The organism is Roseivivax sediminis (assembly GCF_900112685.1).
Classification (GTDB): Bacteria; Pseudomonadota; Alphaproteobacteria; order Rhodobacterales; family Rhodobacteraceae; genus Roseivivax; species Roseivivax sediminis.
Genome location: NZ_FOMS01000008.1, coordinates 108,562 through 122,474, shown reverse-complemented (window position 1 = coordinate 122,474; position 13,913 = coordinate 108,562). Strand labels below are relative to the sequence as shown.

General features: G+C 67.4%; 13 protein-coding genes. 9 read left to right on the top strand and 4 right to left on the bottom strand.

Going from position 1 to position 13,913, the window contains the following annotated elements:
* The first annotated feature begins 78 nt into the window (after positions 1–78).
* The 9 genes from F3H57_RS13600 to lpdA all read left to right on the top strand — a co-directional run bounded on the left by F3H57_RS13600 (position 79) and on the right by lpdA (position 9,594).
* A complete protein-coding gene (locus F3H57_RS13600) occupies positions 79–444 on the top strand; it encodes a hypothetical protein (RefSeq protein ID WP_223163077.1) in 366 nt (121 codons plus the stop codon).
* Positions 445–503: 59 nt separating this feature from the next.
* Positions 504–1,391, top strand: a complete 888-nt coding sequence (gene sucD / locus F3H57_RS13595) for a succinate--CoA ligase subunit alpha (RefSeq protein ID WP_149756463.1) — start codon at positions 504–506, stop codon at positions 1,389–1,391.
* Between the two features lie 14 nt (positions 1,392–1,405).
* Positions 1,406–1,933, top strand: coding sequence for a DUF805 domain-containing protein (locus F3H57_RS13590; protein ID WP_149756462.1), 528 nt, complete (start codon positions 1,406–1,408; stop codon positions 1,931–1,933).
* A gap of 40 nt (positions 1,934–1,973) precedes the next feature.
* Positions 1,974–4,949, top strand: coding sequence for a 2-oxoglutarate dehydrogenase E1 component (locus F3H57_RS13585; RefSeq protein WP_149756461.1), 2,976 nt, complete (start codon positions 1,974–1,976; stop codon positions 4,947–4,949).
* Positions 4,950–4,953: 4 nt separating this feature from the next.
* The gene (gene odhB, locus F3H57_RS13580) at positions 4,954–6,594 is read left to right on the top strand and encodes a 2-oxoglutarate dehydrogenase complex dihydrolipoyllysine-residue succinyltransferase (RefSeq protein ID WP_149756460.1); all 1,641 of its coding nucleotides are present in this window, start codon (positions 4,954–4,956) and stop codon (positions 6,592–6,594) included.
* Between the two features lie 122 nt (positions 6,595–6,716).
* Positions 6,717–7,103 carry a cupin domain-containing protein gene (locus tag F3H57_RS13575; protein WP_149756459.1) on the top strand — a complete coding sequence of 129 codons (387 nt, stop codon included), beginning with the start codon at positions 6,717–6,719 and terminating at the stop codon, positions 7,101–7,103.
* Positions 7,100–7,678: a hypothetical protein gene (locus F3H57_RS13570; protein WP_149756458.1), complete on the top strand. Its 579-nt coding sequence runs from the start codon at positions 7,100–7,102 to the stop codon at positions 7,676–7,678. Before F3H57_RS13575 ends, F3H57_RS13570 begins: the two co-directional genes overlap by 4 nt.
* 34 nt (positions 7,679–7,712) lie before the next feature.
* Entirely contained in the window at positions 7,713–8,108 is a 396-nt protein-coding gene (locus tag F3H57_RS13565) for an MAPEG family protein (RefSeq protein WP_149756457.1), read from the top strand.
* Positions 8,109–8,205: 97 nt separating this feature from the next.
* Complete coding sequence (gene lpdA / locus F3H57_RS13560) at positions 8,206–9,594, top strand: dihydrolipoyl dehydrogenase (RefSeq protein ID WP_149756456.1); 1,389 nt, start codon at positions 8,206–8,208, stop codon at positions 9,592–9,594.
* Between the two features lie 83 nt (positions 9,595–9,677).
* Here lpdA and F3H57_RS13555 read toward each other — a convergent pair whose 3' ends face one another.
* The 4 genes from F3H57_RS13555 to F3H57_RS13540 all read right to left on the bottom strand — a co-directional run bounded on the left by F3H57_RS13555 (position 9,678) and on the right by F3H57_RS13540 (position 13,892).
* Complete coding sequence (locus tag F3H57_RS13555) at positions 9,678–11,027, bottom strand: TrkH family potassium uptake protein (protein ID WP_149756455.1); 1,350 nt, start codon at positions 11,025–11,027, stop codon at positions 9,678–9,680.
* Positions 11,028–11,031: 4 nt separating this feature from the next.
* Positions 11,032–11,691, bottom strand: a complete 660-nt coding sequence (locus F3H57_RS13550) for a potassium channel family protein (protein ID WP_149756454.1) — start codon at positions 11,689–11,691, stop codon at positions 11,032–11,034.
* 66 nt (positions 11,692–11,757) lie between these two features.
* Positions 11,758–12,858: a THUMP domain-containing class I SAM-dependent RNA methyltransferase gene (locus tag F3H57_RS13545; protein WP_149756453.1), complete on the bottom strand. Its 1,101-nt coding sequence runs from the start codon at positions 12,856–12,858 to the stop codon at positions 11,758–11,760.
* The gene (locus F3H57_RS13540) at positions 12,855–13,892 is read right to left on the bottom strand and encodes an AI-2E family transporter (protein WP_149756452.1); all 1,038 of its coding nucleotides are present in this window, start codon (positions 13,890–13,892) and stop codon (positions 12,855–12,857) included. The genes F3H57_RS13545 and F3H57_RS13540 overlap by 4 nt, the downstream gene beginning before the upstream one ends.
* Positions 13,893–13,913 lie beyond the last annotated feature (21 nt).

Genomic DNA, 13,913 nt, shown 5'->3' with positions numbered 1-13,913 from the left:
TGTCGCCCTGTCCCAGAGGACCGGCGCCGGGCGTGTCGTCCCGGCCAGACGGTCGCCCTTTTGACGAAGGATCATCCCATGCCGCTCTTCTCGCGTTCCAACACCACCCTGCCCAGCGTCTCGGACATCGACCTGCCCGAGATGCCCGAGGGGCTGGCCGCCTACACCTCGCTGATCGCCGGCGCCGCCCTGATCGGGGCGGGGCTGCTGCTGCGCCGCACCGAACCCAGTGTGCTGCGCCTGCCGGAACCTGCGCGAAAGCCCCAGCACTTCCGCGACGTGCGGTCGGGCAGCGACGCTGTACGCGCGACGCGTGACGGCATCGCGCGGTTCACGCCGCGCAACCTGACAAAGACGCTCGGGCGCTCGCTCGTGCTCATGGGCGCCGCCACCATCGCGGTGCGGATGCTCGACGAGCTGACGGACGACGACGCCCGATACTGACATGACTGACGGGCGGGCCCCGGCGGCCCGCCCCCCCGAGGGACAAAGGACGACACTCAATGGCAATTCTTGTCGACAAGCATACCAAGGTCATCTGCCAGGGCCTGACCGGTAGCCAGGGGACATTCCACACCGAGCAGGCCATCGCCTACGGCACCAACATGGTCGGCGGCGTCACCCCCGGGAAAGGTGGGCAGAGCCATCTCGACCTGCCGATCTTCAATTCCGTGCACGAAGCCAAGGCCAGGACCGAGGCGAATGCGAGCGTGATCTACGTGCCGCCGCCGTTCGCGGCCGATTCGATCATGGAAGCGATCGACGCGGAGATGGAGCTGATCGTCTGCATCACCGAGGGCATCCCGGTGCAGGACATGATGAAGGTCAAGCGCGCGCTTGAGGGGTCGAAGTCGGTGCTCGTGGGTCCGAACTGCCCCGGCGTGATCACGCCGGATGCCTGCAAGATCGGCATCATGCCCGGCCACATCCACAAGCGCGGCAAGGTCGGCGTTGTATCCCGCTCCGGCACGCTTACCTACGAGGCCGTGAAACAGACGACCGATGTCGGTCTCGGCCAGTCGACCTGCGTCGGCATCGGGGGCGATCCGATCAAGGGGACGGAGCATCTCGATGTCCTGGAATGGTTCCTCGCCGACGACGAGACCGAGGCGATCATCATGATCGGCGAGATCGGCGGGTCTGCCGAGGAAGACGCCGCGCAGTTCCTTGCCGATGAGAAGAAGAAGGGCCGCTGGAAGCCGACCGCGGGCTTCATCGCCGGCCGCACGGCGCCTCCGGGCCGCCGCATGGGCCACGCGGGCGCCATCGTCGCCGGCGGCAAGGGCGGCGCCGAGGACAAGATCGAAGCGATGAAATCCGCCGGCATCGTCGTCGCCGACAGCCCCGCCACGCTGGGCGAGGCGGTTCTCGAAGCGATCGAAAAGGGCTGAGACGCACCGCCGAGATGACCCCGAAGACCGCCATAACCCGCGCGCTTTCCAACTACGCGACCTTCTCGGGCCGCGCGGTGCGCGCGGAATATTGGTGGTTCGCGCTGTTCTTCCTTGTCGGCGGGCTGCTGCTCGGGGTCGTCGATGCGACGCTCTTCGGCACCAATGTCGCGACGACCCGCACCGGGGACGGTGCCGCCAGCCTCGTCCTTCGCGGCGCCTCGGGGCCGATATCGACCATCTTCAGCCTTGCGCTGATCGTGCCGTTCCTCGCCGTCGGTTGGCGGCGCATGCACGACACGGGGCGGCGTGGCCTCTACCTGCTCTACCCGTTCATCGTGATGATCGGGCTGACCGCCTTCCTCGACCTCGCCGGCCCGGCGCTCGAACGGGCGTCGACGGGGATCGTGTTCACGGCCCTCGCCGGCATCGGGCTCTTCGCGCTCGCGCTGTCGCCGCTCGTCGTCTTCTACTGGCTCTCCCGCCCCAGCGAGCCACGTGAGAACCAATGGGGCCCCGTCCCGGCGGAGGCCGCGAGTTGATGCGCGCTTCCCTTTCGTCCCTCAGTGCGAGGACCTGAACATGACCGACCAATCTCCGAACGACCTCTTCCACGCCTCTTCCTTCATGCAGGGGGCGAATGCGGATTACCTCGAACAGATGTATGCCCGCTACGCCAACGATCCCGGCGCCGTGGACGAGGCGTGGCGCGCCTTCTTCGAGGGGCTCGGCGACGACGAGATCTCGGTCAAGAAAGAGGCGGGCGGCCCGTCCTGGGCGCGCCGCGACTGGCCGCAGCAGCCGGACGACGAGGTGACGCAGGCGCTCACCGGCGACTGGCCGATGCCGATGATGCCCAAAGAGGCCAAGGGCGCCGCCGAGAAGATCGAGGCAAAAGCCGCAGCGCACGGGATCGAGATCACCGACGACCAGGTCCAGCGGGCTGTTCTGGATTCGATCCGCGCGCTGATGATCATCCGCGCGCACCGGATCCGCGGCCACCTCGCCGCGCAGCTCGATCCCCTTGGGATGCGCAACGAGGGGCAGGAACACCCCGAGCTCGACCCCCGCTCCTACGGCTTCACCGAGGCCGACATGGACCGGCCGATCTTTATCGACAACGTGCTGGGCCTCGAGATCGCGTCGCTGCGCGAGATCGTGGGTGTGCTGCAGCGCACCTATTGCGGCACCTTCGCGCTGCAGTACATGCATATCTCCGACCCCGAGCAATCGGCCTGGCTGAAGGAGCGGATCGAGGGCTACGGCAAGGAGGTGAAGTTCACCCGCGAGGGCCGCAAGGCGATCCTCAACAAGATGGTAGAGGCCGAGGGCTTCGAGAAGTTCCTGCACGTCAAGTACACCGGCACCAAGCGCTTCGGCCTCGACGGCGGCGAAAGCGCGGTCCCGGCGATGGAGCAGATCATCAAGCGCGGCGGCGCGCTCGGCGTGTCGGACATCGTCATCGGCATGCCGCACCGCGGCCGTCTGTCGGTGCTGGCAAACGTGATGGGCAAGCCCTATCGCGCGATCTTCAACGAATTCCAGGGCGGCAGCTTCAAGCCCGAGGATGTCGACGGGTCGGGCGACGTGAAGTACCACCTCGGTGCCAGCCACGACCGCGACTTCGACGGCAACAACGTGCACCTGTCGCTGACCGCGAATCCCTCCCACCTCGAGGCGGTGAACCCGGTCGTGCTCGGCAAGGTGCGCGCCAAGCAGGACCAGCTCAAGGACGAGACCCGCACAAAGGTGCTGCCGATCCTCCTGCACGGCGACGCCGCCTTTGCCGGCCAGGGTGTCGTGGCCGAGTGCTTCGCGCTGTCGGGCCTGCGCGGGCACCGCACCGGCGGGACGATCCACCTCGTGGTGAACAACCAGATCGGCTTCACCACCGCACCGCATTTCTCGCGCTCCTCGCCCTATCCGACGGATAACGCGCTGGTGGTCGAGGCGCCGATTTTCCACGTCAACGGCGACGATCCCGAGGCGGTCGTCCACGCCGCAAAGGTCGCCACCGAGTTCCGGCAGAAGTTCGGCAAGGACGTCGTCATCGACATGTTCTGCTACCGCCGCTTCGGCCACAACGAGGGCGACGAGCCCATGTTCACCAACCCCTTGATGTACAAGCAGATCAAGGGCCACAAGACGACCCTGACCCTGTACACGGAGCGTCTGGTGAAGGACGGCCTGATCCCCGAGGGCGAGATCGAGGACATGAAGGCCGCGTTTCAGTCGCACCTGAACGAGGAATTCGAGGCCGGCAAGAACTACAAGCCCAACAAGGCCGACTGGCTCGATGGGCGCTGGTCGCATCTCGACAAGCAGAAAGAGGGCAAGTACCAGCGCGGCAAGACCTCCATCAAGAAAGACACGATGGAGGAGGTCGGCCGCGCGATCAGCAATGCGCCCGACGGCTTCCCGCTGCACCGCACGGTCGGGCGGCTCCTCGAGAACCGCAAGCAGATGTTCGAGACCGGCAAGGGCTTCGACTGGGCCACGGCCGAGGCGCTCGCCTTCGGATCGCTCCTGACCGAGGGCTACCCGGTGCGCCTGTCGGGCCAGGATTCGACGCGCGGCACCTTCTCGCAGCGCCATTCGGCCCTGATCGACCAGGACACGGAGGAACGGTACTACCCGCTCAACCACATCCGCGACGGGCAGGCGAAGTTCGATCCGATCGACTCGGCGCTGTCTGAATACGCGGTCCTCGGCTTCGAATACGGCTATTCGCTGGCCGAACCGAACGCGCTGACCGTGTGGGAGGCGCAGTTCGGCGACTTCGCCAACGGCGCGCAGATCATGTTCGACCAGTTCATCTCCTCGGGCGAATCCAAGTGGCTGCGGATGTCGGGCCTCGTCTGCCTGCTGCCGCACGGCTACGAAGGGCAGGGGCCGGAGCATTCCTCGGCGCGGCTCGAACGCTGGTTGCAGCTCTGCGGGCAGGACAACTGGATCGTCGCGAACTGCTCGACCCCGGCGAACTACTTCCACATCCTGCGGCGTCAGTTGCACCGGTCGTTCCGCAAGCCGCTGATGCTGATGACGCCGAAGTCGCTCCTGCGGCACAAGCTCTGCGTGTCGGATGCGGAGATGTTCCTCGACGGCTCCTCGTTCCACCGCGTGCTGTGGGACGATGCCGAACATGCCGAGGCAGAGCACAAGCTGAAGCCCGACAACGAGATCCGGCGCGTCGTGATGTGCTCCGGCAAGGTCTATTACGATCTCCTGGAAGAGCGCGACAGCCGCGGGCTCGACGACGTCTACCTGATGCGGATCGAGCAGTTCTATCCCTTCCCGGCCGTCTCCGCGGTGAAGGAGCTCGAGCGCTTCAAGCAGGCCGAAGTGATCTGGTGCCAGGAAGAACCCAAGAACCAGGGCGCCTGGTCGTTCATCGAGCCCAACATCGAATGGGTGCTCGGCCGGATCGAGGCGGCGCATCCGCGGCCGCGCTATGTCGGCCGCGCCACCTCCGCCTCGCCCGCAACGGGCCTGGCCTCCACCCACAAGGCACAGCAAGCGGCGCTCGTCGACGAAGCGCTGACGATCGAAGGAAAGTGACCCCATGACCGAAGTGCGCGTGCCCACCCTGGGCGAGTCCGTGACCGAGGCGACCGTCGCGACCTGGTTCAAGAAACCGGGCGACAGCGTCGCGGTCGACGAGATGCTCTGCGAGCTGGAGACCGACAAGGTGACGGTCGAGGTGCCCTCGCCCGCCGCCGGCACCCTGTCCGACATCGTCGCGGAGGAAGGCGAGACCGTGGGCGTCGACGCCCTTCTGGCCAACATCTCCGAAGGCGATTCCGGCGGCGGCGACAAGAAGGGGGGCGGCAGCCAGAAGGGCGGCGGCAAGTCCGAGGAGGCCTCGAAAGAGACCGAGGAGGCGCCCAAGAAGGAAGTCGCCGATGCCGGCGGATCGCAGGGCGACCAGACCGGCACCAAGGTCGACGTGATGGTCCCGACGCTGGGCGAATCCGTCTCCGAGGCGACCGTCGCGACCTGGTTCAAGAAATCGGGCGACAGCGTCGAGCAGGACGAAACCCTCTGCGAGCTGGAGACCGACAAGGTCTCCGTCGAGGTGCCCGCCCCCGCCTCCGGCACCCTGTCGGAGATCGTCGCCGAGGAAGGCACCACCGTGCAGGCCGACGCCAAGCTCGCCGTGATCGCCACCGGCTCCGCCGGCGCCGGCGCCTCCGACAAGGCCGAGCCCGAGGCCGGCACCAAGGACGGCGGCGATACCCCCGCCAAGGCGCCGGGCGCGACGCAATACGACTCGCCCCCCGCGGGCGACGGCGGCCCCGGCCGCTCGGACATCGAGGATGCGCCTTCGGCGAAGAAGGCGATGGCCGAAAAGGGTGTCTCGCGCGACCAGGTGCAGGGATCGGGCCGCGACGGCCGCGTGATGAAGGAGGACGTCGCCAAGGCGCTCTCCGCCGCCAAGGCGCCGCCGCAGGGCGAATCCGCGCCGCAGAAGGCGCCCCGCGCCCCGGTGGCCGCCGAGGACGAGGCCCGCGAAGAGCGCGTGAAGATGACGCGCCTGCGCCAGACCATCGCGCGGCGCCTCAAGGACGCGCAGAACACCGCGGCCATGCTGACGACCTACAACGAGGTCGACATGACCGAGGTCATGGCCCTGCGCTCGGAGTACAAGGACCTCTTCGAGAAGAAGCACGGCGTGCGCCTCGGCTTCATGTCCTTCTTCACCAAGGCGTGCTGCTTTGCCCTCAAGGAAGTCCCCGAGGTCAACGCGGAGATCGACGGCACCGATGTCGTCTACAAGAACTTCGTGCACATGGGCATCGCCACGGGCACGCCGAACGGCCTCGTGGTGCCGGTGATCCGCGACGTCGACTCGCTGTCCTTCGCGGAGATCGAGGCGGCGATCGGCGAGAAGGGCAAGCGCGCCCGCGACGGCAAGCTGTCGATGGCCGAGATGCAGGGCGGCACCTTCACCATCTCCAACGGCGGCGTCTACGGCTCGCTGATGTCCTCGCCGATCCTCAACCCGCCGCAATCGGGCATCCTCGGCATGCACAAGATCCAGCAGCGGCCCATGGTCGTGGACGGAGAGATCAAGGCCCGTCCGATGATGTATCTCGCGCTCAGCTACGATCACCGCATCGTCGACGGCAAGGGCGCGGTGACCTTCCTCGTGCGCGTCAAGGAGGCGCTCGAGGATCCGCGCCGCATGCTGATGGATCTCTGATCGGCCCCGCGTCCCGGCGGCGCAGCTCCGCCGCCGGGGCGCACAGGACGGACCGAAAGCCCCGGCAATCTCGTTTGGCAGACAAGGGCGCCCATGGCGCCGCAGCCAAGGAGGCACGAGACATGACCAAGCCGATCCACATTCCCTACGAGACACCCGAGGTGAAGGTGATGCAGGAGGCGCAGCGCGGCGGGCTCAAGTACCGCCTCGTGATCGACTCCGATCACGGGCCCTCCTGCGGCCTCGCCCAGGGCCTGTTCTACCTCTACGGCGGACACACCGAATCGAAGCATCGCCACGACGTGACCGAGACGATCCATGTCATCGAGGGCACAGGCAAGATCTCGATCGAGGACCGCGAGATGGAGATCAAGACGGGCGACACGGTCTTCATCCCCGCCGGGCAGCGCCACGGCTTCGACGCCGACGACGACATGACGCTGTTCTTCACCTTCCCGGTCGACCGCTTCGCGGACGTCGACTACGACTACGAAGAAGAGGCCGCATGACGACGGCGCCGCGGTCCACAGGCGCGCGCCGGGACCGGCGCGCGCTCTACGCCGCGGCGGTCGCCCGCCGGCGCGCCTTCCGGCTGCCCGGCTACACCACGCTCGCGGAGGCCGGCTTCGACGGCGACTACGTCTCGCCGATCCAGATGACGTCGGGCAACCTCTCCGGCCCGATGCTGATGTCCAAGGATTGGCTCGACGCGCCCTCGGCCCGGCGCTTCCGCACCGCGCTCGCCGCCACCGGCTACCTGCCGCAGACGCCGTTCAACCGGGTCATCGACCGCGTGCTGGCGCTCCTCGGTCTGACCCGCAGCGATATCTATATCGCCCCGGTCTTCTGCCTTTTGCCGCCGCGCCGCTCCCACCCGCTGCCGGCCGCCGCCGCGCGCGCCTCGTTCGACGCGGTCACCGGGCACGAATTGATGGGCCGCCGCCCCGTCGCCGCCGGCACCGACGCCGCGCGCGCGCTGCGCGCCGCCGGCGTGGAGCATGTCGAAACCATCCATCCCTCGGCGCGCGGCCTCGATTTCGACGCGCGCGCGGCCCGCATCGCCCGCGCGCTGGAGGCCGCATGACCCCGCCCCGCCGCACCCCAATGCCGGAGCTCGCATGACCCCCGAACTGATCGCCCTCACGCTCGCCGCGCTCCTGCAAGTGGTGCAGTACCTCATCTTCGCGATCCCCGCGAACCTCGAGCTCGGCCCCGGCTATACCACCTCGGCGCGCGACCGCCCGCCCTCGCGGCCCCTCTCCGAAGGCACCGCCCGGCTGCAGCGCGCCCTCGGCAACCATTTCGAAGGGCTCATCCTCTTCTCCATAGCGGTCTTCGTCGTCACCTATGCCGACAAGTCCAACGCGATCACCATGCTCGCCGCCTGGATCTATCTCGCCGCGCGGGTCGCCTATGTCCCGGCCTATTACTTCGGATTGCGCCCCTGGCGCTCGCTGATCTGGGCCATCGGCTTCTTCGCGACGCTGATCCTGCTTCTCGCCGCCCTCTTCTGATGCTTCTTTGGGCCTCAAATACTCCGGGGTGAATTGCGCCGCAGGCGCAAGAGGGGCAGCGCCCCTCCCCCTCCCTCGAAAGGAAAGGACCACTTCCATGGCCAGCTACGACGTCATCGTGATCGGCTCCGGCCCCGGCGGCTACGTCGCCGCGATCCGGGCCGCGCAACTGGGGCTCAAGACCGCCTGCGTGGAGGGGCGCGAGACGCTGGGCGGCACCTGTCTCAACGTCGGCTGCATCCCGTCGAAGGCGCTGCTGCACGCCACCCACCAGCTTCACGAGGCAGAGCACAACTTCGCCAAGATGGGCCTCAAGGGCAAGGCGCCCACGGTCGACTGGAAACAGATGCTCCAGTACAAGACCGAGACCATCGAAACCAACACCAAGGGCATCGAGTACCTGTTCAAGAAGAACAAGATCGACTGGCTCAAGGGCTGGGGCTCCATCCCCGAGGCCGGCAAGGTCAAGGTCGGGGACGAGACGCACGAGGCGAAGAACATCATCGTCGCCACCGGCTCCGATGTCGCGCAGCTGAAGGGCGTGGAGATCGACGAGAAAACGATCGTGTCCTCCACCGGCGCGCTGGAGCTGGCCAAGATCCCCAAGAAGATGATCGTGATCGGCGCCGGGGTCATCGGGCTCGAGATGGGGTCGGTCTATGCCCGCCTCGGGGCGGAGGTCACGGTGCTCGAATATCTCGACACGATCACGCCGACGATGGATGCCGAGGTCCAGAAGCAGTTCCAGAAGATCCTGTCGAAGCAGGGCATGAAGTTCGTGCTCGGCGCCGCCGTCCAGGGCGCGGAGGTCAAGAACGGCAAGGCCAAGGTGACCTACACGCTCAAGAAGGACGACAGCGAGGAGACGCTGGAGGCCGACACCGTGCTCGTCGCCACCGGCCGCAAGCCGGTGACCGAGGGGCTGGGCCTCAAGGAGCTGGGGGTCGAGATCACCGACCGCGGCTTCGTGAAGACCGACGGCCACTGGAAGACCGCCGTGGACGGGATCTACGCCATCGGCGACGCGACCGAGGGGCCGATGCTCGCCCACAAGGCCGAGGACGAGGGCATGGCGGCGGCCGAGGTCATCGCCGGCAAGGCGGGCCACGTCAATTACGGCGTGATCCCGAGCGTGATCTACACCCATCCCGAGGTCGCGGCGGTCGGCAAGACCGAGCAGGACCTCAAGGATGAGGGCCGCGCCTACAAGACCGGAAAGTTCTCCTTCATGGGCAACGGCCGGGCCAAGGCCAACTTCGCCGCCGACGGTTTCGTGAAGATCCTCGCCGACAAGGAGACCGACCGTATCCTCGGGGCCCATATCATCGGGCCGATGGCGGGGGATCTGATCCACGAGATCTGCGTGGCGATGGAGTTCGGCGCCGCGGCCGAGGACGTGGCGATGACGTGCCACGCGCACCCGACCTATTCCGAGGCGGTGCGCGAGGCCGCGCTCGCCTGCGGCGACGGGCCGATCCACATGTGACGAGGTCGTGGGGGCGCTGCCCCCACACCCCCGGAGTATTTCCGGCCCAAAGAAGCAGGGGTGTGCCGCCAGCCCGGTGCGCCTCAGCCGAGGAAGATCCGGCCCGGTGGGTAGCGCACGCGCGCCGCGCTGTGCGTGGCGATGAAGAATCCGAGCGTCAGCGGCCCGACCCGTCCGAGGAACATCACCGTCATCACCACGAGGCGGCCGAAGGTGTCGAGTTCGGGCGTCGCGCCCATCGTCAGTCCCACCGTCCCGAAGGCCGAGCAGATTTCGAAGGCCAGCGACAGGAACGATCCGTCATGGGTGATCGAGACGAAGAAGATCGCGCTCAGCACGATCAGCATGGACACCACCGTCAGCGCCAGCACCTTCATCACCTCGTCGACGCCGAGGGAGCGGCGGAAGAGGTGCAGCTCGCTCTCGCGCCGGAAGAAGGCGAGCGTGGCGAGGATCAGCACCGCGAAGGTCGTGACCTTGATCCCGCCTGCGGTGGAGGTGGAGCCGGCCCCGACGAGCATCAGTGTCATGGTCATCAGCGCGGTGGAATCGCGTATCTCCCCGGTGTCGATCGTGTTGAAACCGGCGGTGCGTGGCGTGACCGCCTGGAACCAGCTGACGACGAGTCGCGAAACTGCGTCGTCATACGCGCCGAGCGTGCCCGGATTGGTCCATTCGAGGATCGCGAAGGTTGCCCAGCCGTAGAAGATCAGCACGAGGCTCATCACCAGCATGATCTTGGAGTGCAGCGTGAATCTGCGCCAGCTGCGCTTGCGCCGGATATCGTTCAGCACCACGAAGCCGAGCCCGCCGATGATGAACAGCATTGGTACGACGATGTTCACCACCGGATCGGTGGCATAGTCGACCAGGCTCTCGGACCAGAGCGAGAAGCCCGCGTTGTTGAAGGCCGAGACCGCGTGGAACACCGCCGCCCACAGGCCCGGCCCCCAGCCGTGATCGGGCACGAAGACGATGGCGAGCAGTATCGCCCCGACCGCCTCGCAGCCCAGCGCAACGACGAAGACGGTCTTCACGAGCTGCATGAGATCGCCGAAGGAGCTCTGGTTGAGGTCCTCGCGCAGGATCAGGCGCTGGCCGAGGCCGAGCTGTACCCCGAGCGAGGCCAGAACGAAGACCGCGAAGGTCACGAGCCCGAGCCCGCCCAACTGCATCAGAACCAGGATCCCCGCCTGGCCCGCCAGCGTGTAGTCCCCGCCGGTATCGACCACGGTCAGTCCGGTCACTGTCACCGCTGACATCGAGGTGAATAGCGTGTCCATGACCGTCAGCCCGCCGGTATTGGCGAAGGGCAGGTGCAGAAAGACCCCGCCGAGGACGACCAGAACGAGATAGAAGCTCGCCAGGAGCGCCGGCGGCGACAGCTTGAGGACGCGCCAGCGCAGCCCGGACCGGATGCCGACGAACGCCATCGTGTCAGAGGCTGGCGGCGAAGGCGCGCAGATCGCCGCGCTTGCCGAGAAGCAGCAGCAGATCATCGCTCTGGAACTGGCAGCCTTCGCCGTCCATGCCGAGGAACTCGGTCCCGCGCATCACGCCGACGCAGCGCAGGTCGTGATCCTTGTGCGACAGTTCGTCCAGCGTCTTGCCCTCGAGGCTTTCGGGGATGCGGAAATTGACCACGTAGAAGCCGTTGCCGAGGCTGATGTAGTCGCGGATCAGCGGGTTGTGGAGCACCTGCGCGACGTGCTGGCCGACCTCCACCTCCGGGTGGATGATGCGGTCGACGCCGATGCGCGACAGGATGCGGTGATGGGTCTTGGTACGGGCCTTGGCCCAGACCTTCTCCACCCCCGCGAGCTTGAGGTTCATCGCCGCGAGGATCGACGCCTCGAGATCCGCGCCCATCGCCACGAGGGCGACGTGGCAATCGCCGAGGCCGGCCTCCTTCACCGCGCGGTCGTCGCGGGCATCGACGATCATCGCCTCTGCGATCTCGTCCGCATGAGCGGCGACGCGGTCCTTGTTGATGTCGATGCCGATGACCTGGTTGCCGAAGCGCGTCAGTTCCTTCGCGACGGTGGACCCGAAATTGCCGAGCCCGATCACGCCGAAGGTGCGGGGCTTTTCAGCCATGGGAAACCCTTTCTGCCGAACGGGGGAAGTAACATGGGCCGACGATGCGGCAAGGGCGGGCGGCCGTCATCGCAGGGGGCCCGTCTGCCAGAGCTGCACCTTCAGCCCGCCATGCGGCACTGGCGGCCCGGGCGGGCGGAAGGGCAGGGCGGTGGCCCTGGCGAGCGCCTTGTCGGAGGTCACAAGCCCGACGCGCCAGCCGGAAAAGCGGGTCTTCAGCACCTCGCCGAGCGCGCCGTGGATCGCGTAGAGCAGCTTCTTGTTGCCGACCCGCGTGCCGTAGGGCGGGTTGACGATGACAAGGCCCGGCGCTCCGTCCGGCCGCGCCAGCTCGCTTACCGGCCGGCAGGTGAAGGAACAGAGCGGCGCAACGCCCGCGCGCTCGGCGTTCGCGGCAGCGCCCTGCACCGCGCCCTGGTCGCGGTCCGAGCCGTAAAAGCGGGGCGGACCGGCCGGGGCCGGGGCGCTGCGGCGCATCTCGTCCCATGCTGCGGGGTCGAAGCTGGCGAAGTCCTCGAAGGCGAAGCGGCGCGCGCGGCCGGGGGGAAGGCCGGCGGCGATCTCGGCGGCCTCCAGCACGAAGGTGCCCGAGCCGCACATCGGGTCGAGCACCGGCTCCTCTCCGTCATAGCCGCAGGCGCGTAGGAACAGCGCGGCGAGCGTCTCGCGCATCGGTGCCTTTCCGACCGCCTGTTTGAAACCGCGGCGGTGCAGGGGCGCGCCGCTGGACTCGAGGCTGAAACGCACGAAGTCGTTCTCGATCCGTGTCTTCAGGACGATCCCGGCCTCGGGGTCCACCCGGATGCCGCCGGCCGAGAGCCCGCCCTCGATCCGCTGTTGCGCGGCGCCGGCATGATAGATCTTCGAGCGGCGCGTCGTGACCTCCACGCGCACCGGGCGATCCGGCCTCAGCGTCTCGGCCCAGGGAAACTTCGTCGCCCGCTTGTCGAGCTGTGCCAGATGCGCGGCGTGAAAGCCGCCGATCCGCACCAGTACCCGCGCGGCGCCGCGCAGCACGAGATTGGCGCGCCACACTTCGGGCCAGCCGCCGGTGACGGTGACGCCGCCCGCCGTTTCGGCCACTTCGGCAAAGTCTGCCGCGCGCGCCTCTTCTGCCAGAAGCGGCTCCAGCCCCGGGGCGGTGGCGAGAAAGATCTCCAGCGTCAAATGCGGCCCCGTGCCGACAGCATCACGGCCACGGGCCGCGTTGCCTCGATCTCGGCGAGCACGATGACGAGGCTCGCGGTCAGCGGCACCGCGAGGATCGCCCCCGCGATCCCCCAGAGCGCGCCCCAGAACGCCAGCGCCAGCAGCACCACAGCCGGCGACAGGTTGAAGGTGCGGCCCATCAGTCGCGGCTCCAGCACGGCGCCGACATAGACCTGCGCGACCGTCAGGGTGACAAGCGCCAGCCCTGCGAAGCCGAAGGAGCCGGACTGCACGAGGCTCAGCAGCACCGGAAACAGCACCCCGATGAGCGATCCGAAATAGGGCACGTAGTTGAGAAAACCGATCAGCACGGCCCAGAACACCGCGAACTCGATCCCGATCACCCACATGATGCCGAAGGAGATCAGGCCCAGCACCACGTTCACGAGGGTCTTCACCAGAAGGTAGTCGCTGATCCGGCCGTTGATCCGGTCGACGAGGTCCACCGCCTTCTTGCCGCGCTGCATCCCGCCGAGTGCGATGGTCACCTTGTCGGCAAAGAGCGCGCGTTCGGCGAAGAAGAACGCCGCGTAGAGTACGATGAGGAACAGCGTCGTGCCGAAGCCCCGAATCTGGTTGGCGAGCGGGGCGATGTAGCTGGCGACGTCGATCCGCCCCAGTGTGTTGTCCCGCACGATGGCCCAGTTGGGTTCGTCCTCGATGCCGAACATCGTGGCGCCGCGGGCAACGAGCCGGTCGAGGTTCTCCTCGTAGCCGGGCACCGCAGCGGCGACGCGGCCGAAATTCGCCATCAGCATGAAGAAAAGCACGAAGAGCCCGGTGGCGAAGGCGATCAGGACCAGCGTGCGCAATGCCCAGAGCGGGAGCAGCCCGATCAGCGGCAGCCGCGAGAGCGCCGTGGCCGCCGCCGACAGGACGTATAGCGACACGATGGCTGTGAGCACGGGCAATAGCAGTGGCTTGCCCATCCAGAAGAGCCAGCCGAGCATGATTGCGAGGGCCGTGCCGTAGGTGATCGTGCTGAGTCGCATATTGGGGCCGACGTTAGTCGC

Coding starts and splice junctions, on each gene's coding strand:
- F3H57_RS13600 (WP_223163077.1), top strand. CDS start 79: ATGCCGCTCTTCTCGCGTTCCAACACCACCCTGCCCAGCGTCTCGGAC.
- sucD (WP_149756463.1), top strand. CDS start 504: ATGGCAATTCTTGTCGACAAGCATACCAAGGTCATCTGCCAGGGCCTG.
- F3H57_RS13590 (WP_149756462.1), top strand. CDS start 1,406: ATGACCCCGAAGACCGCCATAACCCGCGCGCTTTCCAACTACGCGACC.
- F3H57_RS13585 (WP_149756461.1), top strand. CDS start 1,974: ATGACCGACCAATCTCCGAACGACCTCTTCCACGCCTCTTCCTTCATG.
- odhB (WP_149756460.1), top strand. CDS start 4,954: ATGACCGAAGTGCGCGTGCCCACCCTGGGCGAGTCCGTGACCGAGGCG.
- F3H57_RS13575 (WP_149756459.1), top strand. CDS start 6,717: ATGACCAAGCCGATCCACATTCCCTACGAGACACCCGAGGTGAAGGTG.
- F3H57_RS13570 (WP_149756458.1), top strand. CDS start 7,100: ATGACGACGGCGCCGCGGTCCACAGGCGCGCGCCGGGACCGGCGCGCG.
- F3H57_RS13565 (WP_149756457.1), top strand. CDS start 7,713: ATGACCCCCGAACTGATCGCCCTCACGCTCGCCGCGCTCCTGCAAGTG.
- lpdA (WP_149756456.1), top strand. CDS start 8,206: ATGGCCAGCTACGACGTCATCGTGATCGGCTCCGGCCCCGGCGGCTAC.
- F3H57_RS13555 (WP_149756455.1), bottom strand. CDS start 11,027: ATGGCGTTCGTCGGCATCCGGTCCGGGCTGCGCTGGCGCGTCCTCAAG.
- F3H57_RS13550 (WP_149756454.1), bottom strand. CDS start 11,691: ATGGCTGAAAAGCCCCGCACCTTCGGCGTGATCGGGCTCGGCAATTTC.
- F3H57_RS13540 (WP_149756452.1), bottom strand. CDS start 13,892: ATGCGACTCAGCACGATCACCTACGGCACGGCCCTCGCAATCATGCTC.